At 57.1% G+C, this 18,110-nt stretch carries 20 protein-coding genes and 1 tRNA gene; 16 read left to right on the top strand and 5 right to left on the bottom strand.

Features of this window, described 5'->3' with window-relative positions:
* The first annotated feature begins 11 nt into the window (after positions 1-11).
* Both IEY52_RS10405 and IEY52_RS10400 read left to right on the top strand, forming a co-directional pair.
* Positions 12-596, top strand: a complete 585-nt coding sequence (locus tag IEY52_RS10405) for a TetR/AcrR family transcriptional regulator (protein WP_189002618.1) — start codon at positions 12-14, stop codon at positions 594-596.
* A gap of 72 nt (positions 597-668) precedes the next feature.
* A tRNA-Trp gene (locus IEY52_RS10400) sits at positions 669-744 on the top strand.
* A 218-nt stretch (positions 745-962) separates the two neighbouring features.
* Here the strand turns inward: IEY52_RS10400 and IEY52_RS10395 are convergent.
* Positions 963-1,619, bottom strand: coding sequence for a TetR/AcrR family transcriptional regulator (locus IEY52_RS10395; protein WP_189002617.1), 657 nt, complete (start codon positions 1,617-1,619; stop codon positions 963-965).
* A 128-nt stretch (positions 1,620-1,747) separates the two neighbouring features.
* On the opposite strand from IEY52_RS10395, the gene IEY52_RS10390 reads away from it, so the two are divergent.
* Positions 1,748-3,118 carry a cytochrome P450 gene (locus tag IEY52_RS10390; protein WP_189002616.1) on the top strand — a complete coding sequence of 457 codons (1,371 nt, stop codon included), beginning with the start codon at positions 1,748-1,750 and terminating at the stop codon, positions 3,116-3,118.
* Positions 3,119-3,128: 10 nt separating this feature from the next.
* Here the strand turns inward: IEY52_RS10390 and IEY52_RS10385 are convergent, their stop codons facing one another.
* The 3 genes from IEY52_RS10385 to IEY52_RS10375 all read right to left on the bottom strand — a co-directional run bounded on the left by IEY52_RS10385 (position 3,129) and on the right by IEY52_RS10375 (position 4,855).
* Entirely contained in the window at positions 3,129-3,659 is a 531-nt protein-coding gene (locus tag IEY52_RS10385; RefSeq protein WP_189002615.1) for a hypothetical protein, read from the bottom strand.
* A gap of 194 nt (positions 3,660-3,853) precedes the next feature.
* The gene (locus IEY52_RS10380) at positions 3,854-4,033 is read right to left on the bottom strand and encodes a hypothetical protein (RefSeq protein ID WP_189002614.1); all 180 of its coding nucleotides are present in this window, start codon (positions 4,031-4,033) and stop codon (positions 3,854-3,856) included.
* A gap of 69 nt (positions 4,034-4,102) precedes the next feature.
* The gene (locus IEY52_RS10375; protein ID WP_189002613.1) at positions 4,103-4,855 is read right to left on the bottom strand and encodes a metallophosphoesterase family protein; all 753 of its coding nucleotides are present in this window, start codon (positions 4,853-4,855) and stop codon (positions 4,103-4,105) included.
* Between the two features lie 39 nt (positions 4,856-4,894).
* On the opposite strand from IEY52_RS10375, the gene IEY52_RS10370 reads away from it, so the two are divergent.
* The 5 genes from IEY52_RS10370 to IEY52_RS10350 all read left to right on the top strand — a co-directional run bounded on the left by IEY52_RS10370 (position 4,895) and on the right by IEY52_RS10350 (position 8,904).
* A complete protein-coding gene (locus tag IEY52_RS10370; RefSeq protein WP_189002612.1) occupies positions 4,895-5,542 on the top strand; it encodes an MBL fold metallo-hydrolase in 648 nt (215 codons plus the stop codon).
* A 61-nt stretch (positions 5,543-5,603) separates the two neighbouring features.
* A complete protein-coding gene (locus tag IEY52_RS10365) occupies positions 5,604-6,293 on the top strand; it encodes a winged helix-turn-helix domain-containing protein (RefSeq protein WP_189002611.1) in 690 nt (229 codons plus the stop codon).
* A 26-nt stretch (positions 6,294-6,319) separates the two neighbouring features.
* Complete coding sequence (locus tag IEY52_RS10360) at positions 6,320-7,261, top strand: sensor histidine kinase (protein ID WP_189002610.1); 942 nt, start codon at positions 6,320-6,322, stop codon at positions 7,259-7,261.
* Between the two features lie 52 nt (positions 7,262-7,313).
* The gene (gene phoU, locus IEY52_RS10355) at positions 7,314-7,973 is read left to right on the top strand and encodes a phosphate signaling complex protein PhoU (protein WP_189002609.1); all 660 of its coding nucleotides are present in this window, start codon (positions 7,314-7,316) and stop codon (positions 7,971-7,973) included.
* Positions 7,974-8,010: 37 nt separating this feature from the next.
* Positions 8,011-8,904 carry a substrate-binding domain-containing protein gene (locus tag IEY52_RS10350; RefSeq protein ID WP_189002608.1) on the top strand — a complete coding sequence of 298 codons (894 nt, stop codon included), beginning with the start codon at positions 8,011-8,013 and terminating at the stop codon, positions 8,902-8,904.
* A 6-nt stretch (positions 8,905-8,910) separates the two neighbouring features.
* On the opposite strand, the gene IEY52_RS10345 is transcribed toward IEY52_RS10350, so the two are convergent.
* Positions 8,911-9,975, bottom strand: coding sequence for a zinc-binding dehydrogenase (locus IEY52_RS10345; protein ID WP_229684720.1), 1,065 nt, complete (start codon positions 9,973-9,975; stop codon positions 8,911-8,913).
* 262 nt (positions 9,976-10,237) lie between these two features.
* Here IEY52_RS10345 and IEY52_RS10340 point away from each other — a divergent pair, with 262 nt between their 5' ends.
* From IEY52_RS10340 to ccsA, 8 genes are all read left to right on the top strand, one after another.
* Positions 10,238-11,926 (top strand): long-chain-fatty-acid--CoA ligase, encoded by a 1,689-nt coding sequence (locus tag IEY52_RS10340; protein ID WP_189002607.1) that lies wholly within the window; start codon positions 10,238-10,240, stop codon positions 11,924-11,926.
* 142 nt (positions 11,927-12,068) lie between these two features.
* Entirely contained in the window at positions 12,069-12,467 is a 399-nt protein-coding gene (locus IEY52_RS10335) for a response regulator (RefSeq protein WP_189002606.1), read from the top strand.
* A gap of 162 nt (positions 12,468-12,629) precedes the next feature.
* Complete coding sequence (locus IEY52_RS10330; protein ID WP_189002605.1) at positions 12,630-14,819, top strand: transglycosylase domain-containing protein; 2,190 nt, start codon at positions 12,630-12,632, stop codon at positions 14,817-14,819.
* Positions 14,816-15,226 (top strand): penicillin-binding protein, encoded by a 411-nt coding sequence (locus IEY52_RS10325; RefSeq protein WP_189002604.1) that lies wholly within the window; start codon positions 14,816-14,818, stop codon positions 15,224-15,226. The genes IEY52_RS10330 and IEY52_RS10325 overlap by 4 nt, the downstream gene beginning before the upstream one ends.
* Before the next feature lie 6 nt (positions 15,227-15,232).
* Positions 15,233-15,919, top strand: a complete 687-nt coding sequence (locus tag IEY52_RS10320) for a cytochrome c biogenesis CcdA family protein (protein ID WP_189002603.1) — start codon at positions 15,233-15,235, stop codon at positions 15,917-15,919.
* A gap of 2 nt (positions 15,920-15,921) precedes the next feature.
* On the top strand, positions 15,922-16,536 hold the full coding sequence (ccmA, locus tag IEY52_RS10315) for a heme ABC exporter ATP-binding protein CcmA (RefSeq protein WP_229684718.1): 615 nt from the start codon (positions 15,922-15,924) through the stop codon (positions 16,534-16,536).
* Positions 16,533-17,198 (top strand): heme exporter protein CcmB, encoded by a 666-nt coding sequence (locus tag IEY52_RS10310; RefSeq protein ID WP_189002602.1) that lies wholly within the window; start codon positions 16,533-16,535, stop codon positions 17,196-17,198. Before ccmA ends, IEY52_RS10310 begins: the two co-directional genes overlap by 4 nt.
* 168 nt (positions 17,199-17,366) lie before the next feature.
* Positions 17,367-18,065: a cytochrome c biogenesis protein CcsA gene (ccsA, locus tag IEY52_RS10305; protein WP_189002601.1), complete on the top strand. Its 699-nt coding sequence runs from the start codon at positions 17,367-17,369 to the stop codon at positions 18,063-18,065.
* Positions 18,066-18,110 lie beyond the last annotated feature (45 nt).

Here is an 18,110-nt window from a genome sequence, read left to right as displayed (position 1 = left end):
CCTTCACCGCCATGACCAGACCCGACACCCACAACCGAATCCTGGACGCTGCCCTGGACTGCATCTTCGAGATGGGCCTCACCGGGGTGACCACCAAGGCCATTGCTGCAAAAGCAGGGATCAACGAGGTCACCCTGTTCCGGCGTTTCGGCAACAAAACCAACCTGCTCAAGGCCGTGATCTCTCGCGAAGCCGAACAGGTCGCTTCACACGACATCCGCTACACCGGAAACCTGGAAGATGACCTGGGTCGTGTGGTCACAGGCTACATCGAACTGGTGGAACGCAGACCCGGCCTCATCAACGTGCTGATGTCCGAACTGCCCAGACATCCCGAACTGATGGAAGCCTTTGAAGCTCCCCTCGGCATCCTGCAAAGCGGCATGGGCATGGTCCTGCGTTACCAGATGGAAGGAAAACTGAGACCCGAGCATCCTTTCCAGACGGCTGTTTCCCTGATTGCTCCCATCATTGTGATGGCGATTGCCCAGCGGTTGCTGCCCCCGGAGTTCCCACGCCCACAGGTCAACCCTGTTGAGATCGTGCAAAACTTCCTGCAAGGCCGCCAGAACCCCTCCCCAGAAGCCCAGCATTAAGCCTGATCAACTACCCCCGCACATCTTGCAAGCTCAAAAAAACCATGCTATTATTCCCCTTGCCTCAGGCATGGGTCCTTAGCTCAGTTGGTAGAGCATGCGTCTCCAAAACGCAGGGTCGTAGGTTCGAGTCCTTCAGGGCCCGCCAAACCACTCCTCCTTCGGGAGGGGTTTTTTTTGCTCCCCAGTCCCTCAGGCATGCCCAGAACATGCGTCTCCACCCCAACAACCGGTGCAGGGTCGCAGGTTCGAGTCCTTCAGGGCCCGCCAAACCACTCCTCCTTCGGGAGGGGTTTTTTTGCGCCAATATCAAGAAATCATGTAGGGGCGAGGCATGCCTCGCCCTTCCCCTGACCCCCATCAAACCTATTGCCCATCGGCACCCTGCAGAAAAATCCCCGAATACAAAATGATGCGCACTTTTTCACACATGTGTTTGAGCATGGTCAGGTGCTGCTCTCTGGGAAGCGTTCGGTCCACAGAGGTCAGGTAGATCAGGGGAAGGCCCATCATGGTTTTGACCAGCATGACCGGGTCCATGGCACTGTGGATGTAGCCCTGCTGGATGGCTTTTGCCAGCACCAGACAGGCATTGCGGGTGCCTGAGATGGGACGGTCCGGCAGCTGAAAAATGGGGTGACCTTCGGCCATTTCCCAGGTGATGAGTTTGAGTTTCTGAGGGTCGGTCAGCCAGTCGGAGAACACCCATTCCAGAGAGCGGTCAATGAATTCTTCCAGGCGTTCACGGGTGAGGTCGCCTTCCAGGTACTGGTCCGGGCGCACGTTTTCGTAATAGCGGTGGTCGCTGGTTTCGCGCATTTTGTCCACGACCACGCTGTAGAGGCCTTCTTTATCGGTGAAGTACTGGAAGATCAGGCTCTTGTTGTAACCCGCTTTGCGGGCAATGTCGTCCACCCGTGCACCGGCAAATCCAGCCTCGGCGAACACCTCTGCTGCAGCTTGCAACAGGGCCTGGCGGGTGTGTTCTGCATTTCGGGTTCTGGAGGGTTGTTGGGCAGTCATAGACACTTTCTGAGCGAAAGAAGGGATTTCTGCAAAGGTTCTCCCCTGCATTGTACCCGAGGGTGCTCTGGGTGTTTGACTCGGGCTTCACCATCATATACCATCTAACCAGTTGGTTAGGAGGAAACATGACCACCCTGATGAATGCTTCTGCTGTTCCCCAGATGCCCGGTGTTCCCGTGCTGGGCAATGCCCCTGAATTTCGCAAAGACCCGATTCAAACCCTGGCAAACGGTTTTAACAGATATGGAGATGTGGTGCGCTACCAGATTGCCCAGATTTCCATTTACGGCATTTCCAACCCTGAGCTGGCCCAGCAGGTGCTGGTGGACCGCAGCAAAGAATTCCTGAAAATGGAACGTCCAGGGAAACCTCCTGTGGGTCTGGGACTGGTGGGCCGAAATGGGCTGGTCACCAACCCCAGCACCGAATCCTGGCTGATCCAGCGGCGCATGATGCAGCCCACCTTTCACAAAGCTCGACTGGCCAGCATGGGGCAGAAAATGGCGGATGCCGTTCAGGAGATGCTACAACGCTGGGAAAGCAGCACTGCACCCCTGGACATGGATCAGGAAATGCTTTATGTCACCATGGACATCATCACCCGCACCATGTTCAGCAGCGACATCCACAGCAGTGCAGGGCAGGCGGCACACGCCTCTGGTGTGGCCCTTCATTTCGCATCCAGAAGGATCGTCAATCCTTTGAAACTGCCCCTCAAACTGCCCCTGCCCAGCCATCTGGAATTTCACCGGGCCATGGCGACCCTGGACCGCATCATTTTCAAATTGATTGAAGACAGACAACCCCACATCGGAAAACATGGAGATCTGCTGGACATGCTACTCGAGGCACGCGACGCAGACACCGGAGAAGGCATGTCCGTGCAGCAACTTCGGGATGAACTGGTCACCATTTTCGTGGCTGGACATGAGACCACCGCACACTCGCTGGCCTGGACCTGGATGCTGCTGGGACAGCACCCGGAAGTGGTTCAGCGCATCCATGCTGAGCTGCAAAGCGTTGTGGGCTCCCGGATGCCTACAGCTGCAGATTTGCCAGCCCTGGTTTACACCACCCAGGTCTTTCAGGAAGCCATGCGCCTCTATCCTGCAGCACCCCTCATTCCCCGCCGCATTGAGCAGGACACCCACATGGGATCCCATGTCCTGCAGGGCAATTCACGGGTGCTGACCTGTGTGCGCAACATCCACAGGCACCCGGACTTCTGGGAAAACCCAGAACGTTTTGATCCAGAGCGCTTTGGGGCCGGGCAGGAAAAACGCCACCGTCTGGCCTTCATGCCTTTTGGTGCCGGAGCAAGAATGTGCATCGGGAACAACCTGGCCATGATGGAAGCTGTGCTGATTCTGGCCTCTGTATTGCAGAAATTTGACCTGCAACCTCTGCCCGCAGGCAAAATTGGCCATGAGTTTGCTGTCACGTTGCGGCCAAAACAGCCCATCTTCATGCGGGCACAAAGACGGGCTGAGCTGTGAGGGTTTATGGTTATTTCAGGGTGCAGTTCTCGTAAACGTCGATCTGGTTGGTGCGGGCATCCGGGGTGCGGCTTCCCGTGTCAGAGTAGGCCCACACCAGCCCGTTGAAGGAGCCCACCTTGGCAGCACTGCCCACCACCACTTCTCTGGGAGCACGTGCACTGGCATACTTGGTGGGCACAGGCTTGATGCTGTTCAGGCTGAACAGGGCATTGTAGTAACCCTTGTCAAAACCCAGGTTCTCGCTGTCCTTGGCAAAAGTCACTTCACCGCTGTTGTAGTTGTTGGATGCAGGATCAGAAAGCACGATGTGGGCTTCTTTGAAGTTGCCCGTGTAGTTGAAGCCAATGGTGACCTGGGTGGAGGTGGGCACACCATTGAGGTTCTCACAGGCCACCGGAACCTTGTTGCCCACTGGCGCAAACTCGGTGGTGTAGAACTCGGTTTTGGCATTCTGGTTGGTGAGGACAAGGCGCAAATCACTGGACAGGGTGCAACCCACCAGGGCTGCAGGTAAAATCAGAGCAAGCATCTTTTTCATGCCTCTTATTTTTCTGCATGTGCGCCTTCATTGAGTGAAAGACCCTGAGATATGAATTAAGAAAATTCAGTTTCAGAAAAAGAAAAACAAAAGAAAGCCTTGGTTTTCTCAACAGTTTGACTTCAGGAGAAAAAAACCGCAAGATGACTTGCTTTTTGACGGCAATTCATCACACAATCGAACATGCTTGCTGGTCAGCGGTTCATGTCTTCCATCTTCTTGAGGATGATGGGCAACATGACCAGTTCCACAACACCAGCACCCACGATCAACCAGCCTGTGTTGTCTCCTGAGATCAGAAAAAACAGGCCAAGCACAATGATGGCCACTGCTCCTGCAACCATGAAGATTTTACGCATGGATTTGTTCTGCATGCTTCCAGTCTAACGGTTTGTCAGCACCCTTCGATTTGGGGTGTCTGAACGCCAGGGTTCAGGGCAAGGTCACTCTTTGCGGTCAAACTGGCCCAGAAAAAACGCCCTGTAAATGAATTCCTTGGAAGGCACCTGTCTGGCTTCATAGGCTTCAAAAAGCCCGGTCTGGTCGTAGGGAATGCGCTTGTGGGTCACCTGATACTTGCCTTCTTGCACTTCCAGCAGGGTGTAATTGGCAACGGGCTCGGTGTGGCAGCCCAGAGAGCCAGGATTGAGGTATCTGGCCTTGCCCTGCAGATCAGAAAACGGGTGGTGGTGCCCGTAAAACAGCACATCAGGATGGTGCTCTTGCAGAATGTCCTGAAACAGTTCATCCAGCACTTCTGGTGTGGGATGCCCAATGAATTTTTTGAACCTGGGATTCCCCAGGCCGTCTTTTTCTTCGCGCAGGGGGTAATGGATCATGCTGATCCTCACCCCTTCTTGCACTTCATGGCGCTGGTATTCCCAGCGGGACATGATGCCCTTGTAGGCCGGGGTCAGTTGCCGGTGCGCCCAGCGGGTGTGGATGTACTCTCCAACGCTCATCCACATGGGACGGTTTTCCAGGCCCAGCGCGTACCACTGGTCGTGGTTGCCCATGATGAAACGGATGTTGGGGGTGGCCAGCAACAGTTCCACGGTTTCTCTGGGGTACGGTCCAATCCCGATCACATCCCCCAGGCAGTAGATCTGCTTGCAGCCCTCTTTCTGGATGTCAGAAAACACTGCCCTGAGTGCGGGCAGGTTGGCGTGAACATCCGTGACGAAAGCAAGTTTCATAATGTTTGTCTGATCCTAACACGATGATATAACAGGCATATGTGGATCTCCTCGCTGAAATTTGATGACCTGACCATCGAGTGGTTTGTGACCGGGCCTTTGCAGGAAAATGCCTACCTGGTTCATGACGCCCTCTCCAATGCTTTTCTGATCGATCCAGGCGCAGATGCCCCCGAAATTCTGGCGGTCGTTCAGGAAAAAGCCCTGAATGTCAGGGCCATTTTGCTGACCCATGCGCACTTTGATCACATTGGAGCGGTGCAACCCATCCGGGAGGCCCTGAAGATTCCGGTGCACCTGCATGACGCAGACCTGACCATCTTCCAGAATGCAGCCCTCTCTGCTGCCCGCTGGAACCTGCCGCTGGAGCAACCTGCTGCCCCGGATGCCAGCCTGCATCATGGACAGGTCATTGAAGCCGGAGCCATCCAGCTGGAGGTGCGCTTCGTGCCCGGTCATGCTCCGGGACATGTGGTGTTTGTGGGAAGTGGTTTTGTGCTGGCTGGAGACACCCTTTTCAAGGGCAGCATCGGGCGCACGGATTTGCCCGGAGGCAACCACGCCTTGCTGCTGGAGAAAATTCGGGGTGAGCTGCTGACCCTGGCAGATGAAACCGTGGTGCTTTCAGGGCACGGAGACAAAACCACCATTGGGCTGGAGCGCCTCAGAAACCCCTTTCTTTCCTGAAACCCAGCCACCTGCGGACTTCCTGACACAGCCTTGACGTTGAAGAGAAGAATACAAAGAGATGACAAACATTGTGCTGATTGAAGACGAACGGACCGTGCGGGATGTGGTGCAATTCCACCTGGAGCGGGCGGGGCTGAGTGTCACCAGCTTCAGTGAGCCCAATCCCGCCTGGAACGCACTTGCCAAGGCGGACCTCTTGATCCTGGACTGGATGCTGCCCCAGGAGCCGGGCATCAGTGTGCTCAGGCGCATCCGCCAGAACCCTGATCTGAAACACCTGCCCATCCTGATGCTCACTGCCCGTGCTTCTGAAGTGGACCGGGTGGAGGGACTGGAATCCGGTGCAGACGATTACCTGACCAAACCTTTCTCTGCTGCAGAACTGGTGGCACGGGTGCGGGCCATCCTGCGCAGATTGAACACCCAGCAAGCCGGGGGCAAACTGCTCAATGGCCAGCTCACCATCGATCTGGATGCTGCCGAGGTGTTGCTGGAAGGCCAGCGTCTGGAACTCACCCGCCGTGAATTTGATTTGCTGGCTTTCCTGGCCCAGAACCCCGGACGGGTGTATTCCAGGGGGGATTTGCTGGACAAGGTGTGGGGACCGGATTTTCTGGGCGGAGAACGCACCGTGGACCAGCACATCACCCAGCTCAGGTCGCACCTCAAAGAAGACCTGCACGAGCCCCGTTTCATTGAAACCGTGCGGGGCAAGGGGTACCGCATGCGCCAGCATGCGAGTGCCTGAAACAGGATTGAGGCACAATGGTGGTCATGCACAGGGCCTCTGACGAACAAAGGGTGCTGGACGCCTTGCCCCAGGCCATCATCCTGCACGACCAGGGCAAGGTGCTGTTCCTGAACCGGGCCGCCCGTGAGTTGTGGCACGTGGAAAACCACACTGCAAAAGGCAGGCGCATCATTGAGGTGCTCAGGAGGCACACCCTGGATGAACTGGTGGAAAAAGGCGGTGAGCTCGAACTCCTGATCGGAGGCCGGGAACTGCTGTGCCGCAGCACCCCTGGTGCCCTGATCTGCGAGGACATCACCGAGAAAAACCAGGCCCAGCGCGAACTGCGGGAAGTGATGGCCATCCTGTCCCATGAGTTTCGCACCCCGGTGGCAGGCATCATGGGGGTGCTGGAAGCCCTGCAATACGACCTTCCTGAAGAAATGCGGGACAATTTTGTGTCTCAGGGTCTGCTGGAAACCCGGCGCCTCACCCGTCTGGTGGAAGACATGACCGTGGGTTTCCGGGTCAGCAACCTGCGGGATGTGTCCTTTAAAGATGTGACCGGACGGGCAGAAAAACTTCTGCAGCCTGAACTCTCCCGCAACAAAGTCACTTTGCTGGTGGAAGGAGAAAACACCCTGCTGCATGCCGACGCAGACAAGCTTTTGCAGGTGGTGCTCAATCTGGCCGAAAACGCCATCCGTTACGGCCCCAACCCTGGAACCATCGTGCTGAAAGCCACCCCCGAAGAAAAACAGGTCTGGATCAGTGTGCTGGACGAGGGACAGGCTTTGCAGGACTACGAGGTGATTTTCAAACCCCACCAGCGTGGCCCCAGCGCCAAAGGGTATGGCAGTGGAATGGGCCTTTACATCATCCGTTCCATTGCAGAATCCTGGGGAGGGGTGGCAGAAGGGCGTTACAGGAAAGACCCCACACAACCGTTCAGTGGCAACGAGTTCAGGGTGTCTGTACCGCTGTAAGGTACCGGCATCCTTTTTTGACAGCCCGTATAATCGAGGCATTGGAGGGTGTATGCGCGATACGTTTGAAGCCCAGTTGCAGCAGGTGGTCACCGGAACCTTAACCATGCTGGCCAAAGTGCGGGTGATGCTCACCCAGGCCCACGACGTGCTGGTGGACCGCCAGACCGATTTGCTCCCGGTGGTCACTGCAGCCGACAAAGAAATTGACCAGCTGGAAACCCAGATTGAAGAACAATGCCTGAAGCTGATTGCCCTGCAATCACCGGTCGCCCGCGATTTGCGTCTGGTGGGCACCTTCATGAAAAACCTCTCGGACATTGAGCGCATGGGCGATTACGCCGTGCACGTGGCCGAAGATGGAGCCATCCTGGCCCAGGAGCCTCCCCTCAAGAAATACGTCAATCTGGCCCAGATGATCTCCAGGCTGGACCAGATGCTGGAACTGATTCAGAAGGCCATCCAGAACCGTGACCTCAGCATCTCCCAGCAGGTGCTGGAAATGGACAACGAGGTGGATGAACTCTACGAGCAGACCCAGCGCGAACTGGTCACCTACATGATCGAAGACCCCCGCACCATCACCAAGGCCATGACCCTGATGCGGGTCGGACGCTCTTTAGAGCGCTTCGGGGACCACATCGAGAACATTGCAGAACGCCTGGAATACTGGGTGACGGGGCACAGGCACGAATCTTCGAATGCCCAATGAGGTGCTGAACCCCTTGTTGAACCCTGTGCTGAACAGAATGCTGAAAATCCTTGCGCTGGTGTGCCTGATGTCCACCAGCGCATTCGCTTTGCGGGTGGCTGGACTGAAACCCTGGGCTGGAACAGCAGAATACGTGTCCATGGGTGCACTGGACGCCCAGAAAGAGGTCTTTTCAGGACGGGCCGATGTGGCTCTGGTGCGCACCCCCATGAAAACCCCGAAAGGTGCAGGCAAGGCCCTGTTTTATCCGGTGTCGGTCTTTCCAGTGGTGGTGGCCTACAACCTGCCCGTGGACCTGACCCTCACGCTGGAGGAGGTCTGTGATGTTTTTTCAGGTCGCATTCTGGAATGGTCCTCGCTCAGACCAGATTTGCCCAGGCTGCCCATTTTCAGTGTGGTGAGGCTGGAACCCAATTCTGCAAGCTGGGTGCTGTCCCAGACTTGCATGGGCATCAATGCCAGGTTCAAAAAAATTGGCATGAAAAGCAACTGGCAGGCCGAAAGCACGTTAAAGGTCAAAACCCTGCAAGAACAACAAAAAGCCATGGGCCAGACGGGAACCTTCAGCATCTTTGTGCCAGAAAATTTGCCGGAAGGGCTGCGCACGGCAAAGCTGAAAAGCTGGGATCTGGACCTGGGTCCCGAGAACCTGGGATATGGGTATGCAGCCAACCCTGAGGAAGAACCCTTTGCAGGTCCTTTCCAGCCCCTGCCGCCCGTGAATGAAGTGCAGGTTTATCCCTTGAGGGGCGTGGTCTGGGCCATGGTGATGCAAGAGCAGGCTTACCGGAACCGCAGCAAGGAACAGGCCCGAGAATTGCGTGATCTGCTGTACTCTCTCAGCATCACCGCTGGACCAGGACAGGCCCTTATGCCTCAGGAATGGGTGAAGGTGCCCAGGCTGTATTACAACGGCAAGCCGTTCTGGTGATGGGTTTTATTCCACCTTCAAAACCACCTTTCCCAGCACCTGCCGGGCTTCCAGCAACTGGTGGGCTTCTCTGGCCCGGTCCAGCGTGAGCACATGGCCCACCACCGGCTGCAATTTGCCTTCCTGCAAAAACTGCAGGATCCTGTATAAATCTGCTTTGGAACCCATGGTGGAGCCCAGGATGCTGAGTTGTTTGAAAAACACCCAGTTGAGGGGGGTCATGGCCTCGGTGCCGCTGCTGGCCCCGCAGGTGACCAGCCGGCCTCCCCATTTCAGGCTTTTCAGGCTGTGTTGCCAGTTGTCGGCTCCAGTGTGGTCAAAGACCACCTCTGCACCTTCACCCTGGGTCAGTCCCTTGATGGCCTGCACCTGATCGTCGTGTGCAGAAAGCACCTCGTCTGCACCCAGTTTGAGGGCCAGGGCGCGTTTTTCTGGTGTGCTTGCCACAGCAATGACCCTGGCCCCGGCCAGTTTGCAGAACTGGATCAGGTTGACACTGACCCCACTGGCTGCAGCCAGCACCACAGCGGTTTCCCAGGGTTGGATCCGGGCACGCTCAAAGACCATCTGATATGCGGTCAGGGCTGCCAGGGGAACAGAGGCCGCCGCGATGGGGTCCATGCCTGCAGGCATCTGCAAGACGTTGGCCCTGGGAACAGCAATGTACTGTGCGTACCCTCCCCAGCGGTGCTCTCCCAGAATCTGGTAGTGGTGGCACAGGTTGTCATGCCCGGAAAGGCAGCGTTCACAGTGGCCGCAGGACACGCCAGGGTTCAGCATCACTTTGCTGCCAATGGGCACATCCTGCACCCCTGCTCCCACAGCCACCACCTCTCCTGCAATGTCAGAGCCCAGAAGGTGTGGGAGGGGAAGTTTTGGGCTGGCCACCCCTTTTCTGACCCACACATCCAGATGATTTAAAGCCACGGCCTGCACCCGAATGAGCACCTGTCCGGGATGAAGTTCCGGAAGGGGAAGTCGGGTGGATCGCAGGTTTTCAGGGCCTCCTCTGCCTGTCAATGCCATGCTGTGCATGCTGGCCGGGATTTTGATGCTGTCTGGTGGGGTCATGTCAGGTCCTTTCCTGCTGTTTTTTGCAAGCTGATTTTTGCTGTGTGTTTTTTGCAATCTGTTTTCAGCAATTCTGTCATAATTTGTGTACAGACCATCGTTGTGCTTGCCAGGCTGTCTTCTGTCTGAAAGCCCAGAACACCGATCTTTTTGGACAGAACGGGAGCACCTTCCTTTCCAGGGAACTGTACAGGTTCCCGCAAACTCGCTATACTTGGTTCAAACGTATACCTGGTACAAAAAGAGAGCACGAGGTTCCCCCATGACCCAAAAACCCTGGTTTGCCCATTACGAAAAGGGTGTGCCCCACGGTGTGGAGATTCCCTCCATGCTGTTGCACGACCTCCTCATCCAGTCTGCCCAGAAATACCCCAAACGGGTGGCCGTCCATTTCATTGGCTACACCCTGACCTATGAACAGCTGCTGGAACAGGCCCGGCGCTTTGCCCACTCCCTGCAATCCTGGGGGGTCAAAAAGGGAGATCGGGTAGCCATCATGCTGCCCAACTGCCCACAGCAACTGGTGGCCTTCTTCGGGGCCAGCCTGGCTGGAGCCATTGTGGTGAACACCAGCCCACTGTATGTGGCCCGTGAACTGCAGCACCAGCTTCAGGACAGCGGCTCAGAAACCCTGGTGATCCTCAACAGCTTCTTTCCCCGCTACCAGGAAATTGAAGGGCAATCTCCGGTGAAACGGGTGATCGTCACCACCATTGCAGATGCCCTTCCTTTTCCCAAAAACATGATCTTTCCCATGCTGGAAAAGAAAAAGAAATCATGGGTCGAGGTCAAACCCACCGAGAAAGTCAAGAAATTCCCGGACCTGCTGAAACACCACAACCACAATGTGCAGCCCGTGGACCTCAAACCCGAAGATGTGGCCCTCCTGCAGTACACCGGAGGCACCACCGGAACCCCCAAAGGGGCCATGCTGACCCACCGCAACCTGGTGGCCAACTGCATCCAGGCCAAATCCTGGCTTCCAGATTTGCAGGAAGGCAAAGAGGTCTCACTGGGGGCCATTCCTTACTTCCACGTGTATGGCATGACCGCGAGCATGAACCTCTCCATTGCCATCGGGGCCACCATTGCCCTGATTCCCAACCCCCGCGACATACCCATGGTTTTGAAGACCATTGACCGCATGAAGCCCAGCATCTTTCCAGGGGTGCCCACCCTCTACAACGCCATCAACAACCACCCGGACACCCCCAAACACGACCTGACCAGCATCAAGGCCTGCATTTCCGGCAGTGCAGCGCTTCCCGTGGAAACCGCGCGCACCTTCCAGCGCATCACCCAGGGGGCCAACCTGGTGGAAGGCTACGGCCTCACCGAAACCAGCCCGGTGACGCACGTGAACCCTGTGTATGGAGAGCACCGGGAAGGCTCCATCGGGGTGCCCCTGCCTGGAGTGGATGCCCGTGTGGCGGATGAAAACGGCAAAGAGCTTCCTCCGGGAGAAATCGGGGAACTGATTGTCTCTGGTCCCAACATCATGCTGGGGTACTGGGAAAGACCTATTGAGAGCCAGCAGGTCCTGAAGGTGCTGGATGGTCAGACCTGGCTGTTCACCGGAGACATGGCCACCATGGACCCGGACGGTTATTTCCGCATTGTGGACCGCAAAAAAGACGTGATCATCACGGGCGGCTTCAACGTGTATCCCAGAGAAGTGGAAGAGGTGCTTTACACCCACCCGGACATTCAGGAAGCTGCTGTATTGGGCGTGCCTGATCCTTACCGGGGTGAAGCGGTCAAGGCTGTGGTGGTGCTCAAGATGGGCAAATCCATCAGCCCTGAAGAACTGAAGCAATACTGCCGGAAAGAGCTGAGCCCTTACAAAGTCCCCCGCGAAATCGAGTTCAGAACCGAGCTTCCCAAGACTGCCGTGGGGAAAATCCTGCGCCGGGCGCTTGCGGAAAGCCAGGAGGCTCCACAAAACAGCTGAACTTGCATGCCTCTGAAGAAAGGTCTACCATGATGCTTAGCAGTCAGCAGTGAAAACAGAACTGTGAGCTCCAGAACAGGCACCCCAGACCAGTGGCGTGTTAGGCTGTAAGTGTCAGACTTCCATCTCGAGGCAGCGACCCATGAAAAGCTACAAGATCCTAGTTGCAGACGACGAAACCAGCATTCGCACCATGCTTGAGATGATCTTGTCCGCTGATGGTCACGAAGTGATCAGCGTCAGCGATGGTCGTGAGACCCTGGAATACCTCAAGAACAACACCCCGGACGCCATTCTGCTCGACGTGCGCATGCCAGACATCAGCGGTCTGGAGATATGCAGCCGGGTCAAGCGTGTCTCGCGCCTCAAGGGTGTTCCAGTGATCCTTCTCACCGCCATGGACGACCAGCAGACCCAGCGGGAAGCCAAACTGGCCCGTGCAGACGGCATCATCTACAAGCCCCTCAGCGGCAAGAACCTGCGCACCCGGGTCAGAAGCATCATCGAAGGCACCGCCCAGGGCTTTGAACCCGAACCCTGAACCCATAACATCAGATTTGCAGCGGGAGGACCTGTGGGTCCTCTCTTTGCGTTTCTTTGCGTTTTCATGGCATGTGTTTGCAGGGATCAGGTTCCTCACATGCTTTCACGTGCAGCATGCTTTAATGGAGGGCGTGAGTTTTTGCCGCCAGAGGAAACCGGAATGAAATTTTTCCGTGCACTTTTTGCCTTGATTTTCAGTGTGATGCTGGTGGGTCTGGGGATCCTCAGCCCTTTTGTGGTGTACTGGTTGCGCCACCTCCCGGACTACCGTGAGCTGGATTCCCTGACGCTGGGCAGCACCACCAAGGTGTATGCCCGGGATGGCAGTCTGGTGGGCATCCTGAGCCCCACCATGAGCAACGGAGGCCACATCAACCGCACCCTGGTGGACCTCGATCAGGTGAGCCCCTACATGCAGGCTTCGGTGATCACCTCCGAAGACCGCCGCTTTTTTGAGCACTATGGGGTGGATGTGCTGGGCATCCTGCGTGGGGTCTACAAAATTGTGAAAGGACAGCGCCTGGAAGGGGGTTCCACCCTCACCAACCAGGTGGTCAAGAACACCCTGCTCTCCAACCTGGCCGACAAACGCACCGAACCCGGAGGCTTGCAGCGCAAAATTCAGGAGTGGGTGCTCAGCATTCAGGTGGAGCGCTCCTTCACCAAGGAAGAGGTGCTGAACCACTACCTCAACGTGATTTACTGGGGGCGTGGGGGTCCCGTGGACATCCTGGGGGTGCATGGTGCCGCCAGGGCCTACCTGGGCAAGTTGCCCAGAGACCTGACCCTGGCAGAAAGCGTTTACCTGACCCGTCTGATTCCGCAACCTGCCCGCTACTTCCATTACAAGGAAATCCGTGGCCTGATGCGAAGCCTGCTGGACGACATGGTGGAAGATGGCTGGATCACCCCCCAGGAGCGCGATGCTGCCTGGCAGGAAAAATTGCAACCCAGAGGCTGGAAAGTCAAATACGACAACAAAGGCAACGTTCTGGAAGCCAGGCTGGTCAATGAAAAAGCCAAAAACCTCCCTTCCGTGGTGACCGAGCGTGCTCCACACTTCCTGCAGCAGGTGGAGCGCGAACTGATTGCCAAATTCGGGCGGGAAAAGGTGTACGGTTCGGGCGGCCTGAACGTCTACACCACCCTGGACCCCAAAGCCCAGGTCAGTGCAGAAAAAGCCAGCATCGAAGCCCAGGTTCCCCCTGGAGCCACCCTGGGCATGGTGATTCTGGACCCTTACACCGGAGAGGTGCTGGCCATGGTGGGTCAGAAACTCAAACCCAGTCAAGCCCCCTCAGAGTGGAACAATGCAGCGCAAGGGGCACGGCAGGTGGGCTCCAGCATCAAACCCCTGCTGTACACCACTGGCATTGAGCAGGGCATTCCGCAGTCCCACACCGAGTTTGACGAGCCCACCGATTTCGGCAACTACAAACCGCAAAACTTCGGGGGGAAATACTCTTACAAGGACCTGACCCTGCGGTGGTCGCTGGATCACAGTCTGAACATTCCCACCTTAAAACTCGCCAAGAAGGTGGGCCTCAACAACTTCATGAGCAAGTTGCGCACCATGGACCTCAATGCCCCTGATGATGTGGGCCTCAGTCTGGCCATCGGGACGCTGGAAACCAGTCCCCTGAAGATGGCTGCTGCTTACGCCACTTTTGTGAATGGAGGCATCTGGTACAGGCCCAGCTACATCCGGCGGGTGGAAGCCCAGAACGGCCAGACCCTCTTTGACAGCTGGCGTGACCGTCCCGAAAAACGCCGGGTGTTCAGTCCCCAGGTGGCTTACGTGGGCCTGGACATGATCCAGGGGGTGGTCAATGACCTGAGCCCAGAGCAGGGCAACCTGGCCTTCAAAGCCAGGATTCCCGGCTGGCAGGTGGGGGGGAAAACCGGAACCACCAACGAGCAGAAAGACCTGTGGTTTGTGGGAGTCACCCCGGTGGCTGTTGGAGCCGTGTGGGTCGGGAAACAGGAAGGAGGCGGCATGCCTGCCAACTTCTACTCAGGGACGGTCAACCCGCCCATCTGGCAGAACATGATGGCGGGGTACCTTTCCGGGAAACCTCCAGTGACTTTCGCCCAGCCTGACGGCATCACCTACAAGACCGTGGACGGGTACAAAGCTGCATTTGTGACCGAACGGGCCACCCGTGCCGTCCGACCAGACAGCGAACCCCAGGCTCCGGTCTACACCAGCGTGCAAAGCCTGCCCCAGGATTACAGCACCAGTGTGGTGGCCATTGACACCCGCACCGGAAAACTGGCAGATGAATTCACCCCTCCTGACCGCGTGAAACTGCGTCGGGTTTCCGGGGATGACACAGGATTCCTTCAATGAAACGCCTTTTTGGGGTGCTTGGCTGCCTGATGCTGGGGCTGCTGGGCTTTGGTCATGCCACCCCCAAACTGGGAAATCCTGCTCCTGAAGTGAAGCTCACCCAGCCGCTGTCAGGGCGTTATCTGGTGGCACTCTACAGCCACGATTGTGGCGACCTGACCGATTTGTGGAAAGAAGTGCTGTCCTTCAAATTGCCTGTGCTGGCCGTCAATGCAGAGGGCATCCCCAGTCCTGCTCCAAAAGAAACCCTGCTCCTGCAGGGGGAAGCAGCCACCCAGTATTCTCGCACCCTCAAAGTCACAACTTATCCGACCCTGCTGCTCATTGAAGATGGTGTGGTGGTGGGCGTGTGGGAGCCAAATGGGACCTCTATCCCTGAGCGTCTGGGCCTTCAGACCGTACAATAGGAACGCATGGCAGAACCCACCACCAGTCTCGGCGTGGCCCTTTTTGGAGGGCTGGTTTCCTTTCTTTCTCCCTGTGTGCTTCCGTTGCTTCCCTCTTACCTGAGTGTGCTGGGCGGAGGACAGGCCCCATTCAAACGTGCACTGGGCTTTGTGCTGGGGTTCTCGCTGGTGTTCATCATGCTGGGGGCCGGGGCCAGCCTGATCGGGCAATTTCTGGTGACCAACAAGATGTGGCTCAATCCGCTGAGTGGCAGCCTGATCCTGTTTTTCGGATTGGTGATGCTGGGCGTGATCCGCATTCCGGCCCTGATGGGCGATTACCGCATGGGTCTGGGACAGGCCAGCCAGTACGGCCCGGTGGTGCTGGGGGCGGCCTTTGCCCTGGGCTGGAGTCCCTGCATCGGTCCTGTGCTGGGCGGCATTCTGACCCTGGCCACCCAGCAGGGCAGCCTGAAAACCGGGGTGCTGCTCCTGAGCATGTACGCCCTCGGACTGGCCCTGCCTTTTCTGGCAGCAGCCCTGTTCTGGCAGCGCATCAACGTGCGGCACCTCAACAAATACACCCCCTACATTGAAAAAGTGGGGGGAGGCATTCTGGTGCTGCTGGGCATCCTGATCCTCACCGGAAAATTCACCGAACTGAGCCGGTTCTTCCTGGACACCATGCCCGACTGGATGGTGAAGTTATTGTAGCCGTGCAAACCCTGCAACTGGCCCGCCGTTTCGCCAGATCCTGGGTGCTCAGGGACATCTCTTTCTCTGTGGAGGAAGGTCAGACGGTGGTGCTGTTCGGAGAGAACGGTGCAGGTAAAACCACCCTGCTGCGCGTGCTGGCCGGGGTGCTCAGCCCACACCGGGGGGAGGGGCGCATCTTTGGGTATGACCTGAAAGACCAGCGCAGCGTGCGGGACCATGCTTTTTTTCTGAGCAACGACCAGGGCCTGTATGCCGACCTGACCGTGCTGGAAAACCTGAGCTTCACAGCTCAGATGTACGGGGTCAGGTCTGATTTGAAAACCATATTGCAAAGGGTGGGCCTGGAACAGGCTGGTCACAAACGCGCCAGAGAGCTCAGTTCAGGGATGCGCAAACGCGCCCTGCTGGCCCGAATGTTGCTGGCCCCCAGCCCTCTGCTCCTGATCGATGAGCCTTTTGCCAACCTGGATGAAGCCGGGAAACAGTTTGTGCTGGAAATCCTGCAAGAAGCCCAGCAGCAGAACAAGACCCTGATCTTCACCAGCCATGAACCCGCACTGGCCTTGCAGCTCACCTCTGTGCACTACACCTTAAAAGGCGGAGCTTTCGCGTGAAGCAGGCCTGGATCATTGCCCTCAAGGACCTGCGTTTAGAAGGCCGCAGCAAGGACATCCTCACCACCACGGTGTTTTTCTCTGCCCTGGTGGTGCTGATCATGGGGTTTGCCCTGGGACCGGACACCACCCGCCTGAGGGAATCTGCGCCAGGGGTGCTGTGGGCTGCCCTGGCTTTTGCCAGCATTCTGGCTGCACAGCGGGCCTTTGGCAGCGAACAGGAATCCGGTGCCCTGGAAAGCCTGCTGATGTACCCCGGAGGCCACGAATGGGTCTTTGTGGGAAAACTGCTGGCCAACTACCTGCTGATGCTGGTTCTGGCAGCAGTCACGCTGGTCACGGCCAGCCTGATTTACGACCTGCACTACACGCATCTTCCGTACCTGATTCTGACTGTGCTGCTGGGGGTGCTGGGATTCTCCATTGTCAGCGTGTTTTATGCTGCCATCACCGTGAATTTACGGGCCAAAGAGAGCCTGCTTCCGGTCCTGATGTTCCCCATTTGCATTCCCGTGGTGATTGGGGCGGTCTCGGCCACCAGGGTGCTGACCCAGAACGGCATGATGGATGAGCTGTACAGCTGGCTTCAACTGCTGGCAGGGTTCGATGTGATTTCCCTGCTGGTGGCGACTTTGCTGTTTCCCCATGCCCTGGAAAACTGAGAAACCCATGAAGTGCCGAAGCTGGACATGGGGCACCTCACCACTGTGACTTTTCATGCACAGCGGGTAGCATAATAGAGCATCCCAGAAACCCCCGCTTGCAGAGCAAATCGGAACAGGCGGATCGGGACAAATGACAGGCGCAAACCTTCGATAGTGGAGGAAGGAATGAAGGATAAAATCACCCTCGGTTTAGGTCTCCTCACCCTGCTGGGCGTTGCGGCAGGGCTGTACTTTGCCCTCACCTCTCCCCCGGATGCCAACCAGAAGGACCTGGTGCGCATCATGTACCTGCACGTGCCCAGTGCCTGGACCTCTTATATCGCTTACTTTGGCACCATGGTGTTCTCGCTGGTGTACCTGGTGGGCAAGAACCGCAAGTTTGACCGTCTGGCCTACTCCAGCGCAGAACTCGGGGTTTTGATGACCATCCTGACCCTGTTTGGCGGAAGCCTGTGGGCCAGACCCACCTGGGGTACCTACTGGGTGTGGGAACCCCGCCTGACCACCACCGCCATTGGCCTGCTGATTTACATCGGGTACTTCATTGTGCGCGGCCTGATCGAAGACCCTCACCGCCGTGCCCGTGTGGCTGCAGTGATCGGGATTGCAGGCACCCTGTACATTCCGGTCAATTACATGTCGGTGTACTGGTGGAGGTCCATCCACCAGACCCCCACCATCCAGCTGCTGGGCAAAACCCACATTGCTGCAGATCCCACCATGATTCTGGCCCTGTCGATCATGACGGTGGCTTTCACGGTGATGTATCTGTACCTGCTGCGGGTGCGTGCCACTGTGGCTGCACGGGTGGAAGCCCGCGAAGACCGCCTGCTGGAAGCTGAACTGCAGGAGAGGAGGGCCTGATGCTCATCGACTTTGTGATCTGGGTGTATGCCTTCACGTTCGTGC

The sequence above is a fragment of the Deinococcus roseus genome (assembly GCF_014646895.1).
Taxonomy (GTDB): Bacteria; Deinococcota; Deinococci; order Deinococcales; family Deinococcaceae; genus Deinococcus_C; species Deinococcus_C roseus.
Note: the sequence above shows the minus strand (reverse complement) of the source record. Positions and strands in the feature narration are given on the sequence as shown.

Excerpts from the sequence above, each read along its gene's own strand:
- IEY52_RS10405 (WP_189002618.1), top strand. The coding sequence starts at position 12 with ATGACCAGACCCGACACCCACAACCGAATCCTGGACGCTGCCCTGGAC.
- IEY52_RS10395 (WP_189002617.1), bottom strand. The coding sequence starts at position 1,619 with ATGACTGCCCAACAACCCTCCAGAACCCGAAATGCAGAACACACCCGC.
- IEY52_RS10390 (WP_189002616.1), top strand. The coding sequence starts at position 1,748 with ATGACCACCCTGATGAATGCTTCTGCTGTTCCCCAGATGCCCGGTGTT.
- IEY52_RS10385 (WP_189002615.1), bottom strand. The coding sequence starts at position 3,659 with ATGAAAAAGATGCTTGCTCTGATTTTACCTGCAGCCCTGGTGGGTTGC.
- IEY52_RS10380 (WP_189002614.1), bottom strand. The coding sequence starts at position 4,033 with ATGCAGAACAAATCCATGCGTAAAATCTTCATGGTTGCAGGAGCAGTG.
- IEY52_RS10375 (WP_189002613.1), bottom strand. The coding sequence starts at position 4,855 with ATGAAACTTGCTTTCGTCACGGATGTTCACGCCAACCTGCCCGCACTC.
- IEY52_RS10370 (WP_189002612.1), top strand. The coding sequence starts at position 4,895 with ATGTGGATCTCCTCGCTGAAATTTGATGACCTGACCATCGAGTGGTTT.
- IEY52_RS10365 (WP_189002611.1), top strand. The coding sequence starts at position 5,604 with ATGACAAACATTGTGCTGATTGAAGACGAACGGACCGTGCGGGATGTG.
- IEY52_RS10360 (WP_189002610.1), top strand. The coding sequence starts at position 6,320 with ATGCACAGGGCCTCTGACGAACAAAGGGTGCTGGACGCCTTGCCCCAG.
- phoU (WP_189002609.1), top strand. The coding sequence starts at position 7,314 with ATGCGCGATACGTTTGAAGCCCAGTTGCAGCAGGTGGTCACCGGAACC.
- IEY52_RS10350 (WP_189002608.1), top strand. The coding sequence starts at position 8,011 with ATGCTGAAAATCCTTGCGCTGGTGTGCCTGATGTCCACCAGCGCATTC.
- IEY52_RS10345 (WP_229684720.1), bottom strand. The coding sequence starts at position 9,975 with ATGACCCCACCAGACAGCATCAAAATCCCGGCCAGCATGCACAGCATG.
- IEY52_RS10340 (WP_189002607.1), top strand. The coding sequence starts at position 10,238 with ATGACCCAAAAACCCTGGTTTGCCCATTACGAAAAGGGTGTGCCCCAC.
- IEY52_RS10335 (WP_189002606.1), top strand. The coding sequence starts at position 12,069 with ATGAAAAGCTACAAGATCCTAGTTGCAGACGACGAAACCAGCATTCGC.
- IEY52_RS10330 (WP_189002605.1), top strand. The coding sequence starts at position 12,630 with ATGAAATTTTTCCGTGCACTTTTTGCCTTGATTTTCAGTGTGATGCTG.
- IEY52_RS10325 (WP_189002604.1), top strand. The coding sequence starts at position 14,816 with ATGAAACGCCTTTTTGGGGTGCTTGGCTGCCTGATGCTGGGGCTGCTG.
- IEY52_RS10320 (WP_189002603.1), top strand. The coding sequence starts at position 15,233 with ATGGCAGAACCCACCACCAGTCTCGGCGTGGCCCTTTTTGGAGGGCTG.
- ccsA (WP_189002601.1), top strand. The coding sequence starts at position 17,367 with ATGAAGGATAAAATCACCCTCGGTTTAGGTCTCCTCACCCTGCTGGGC.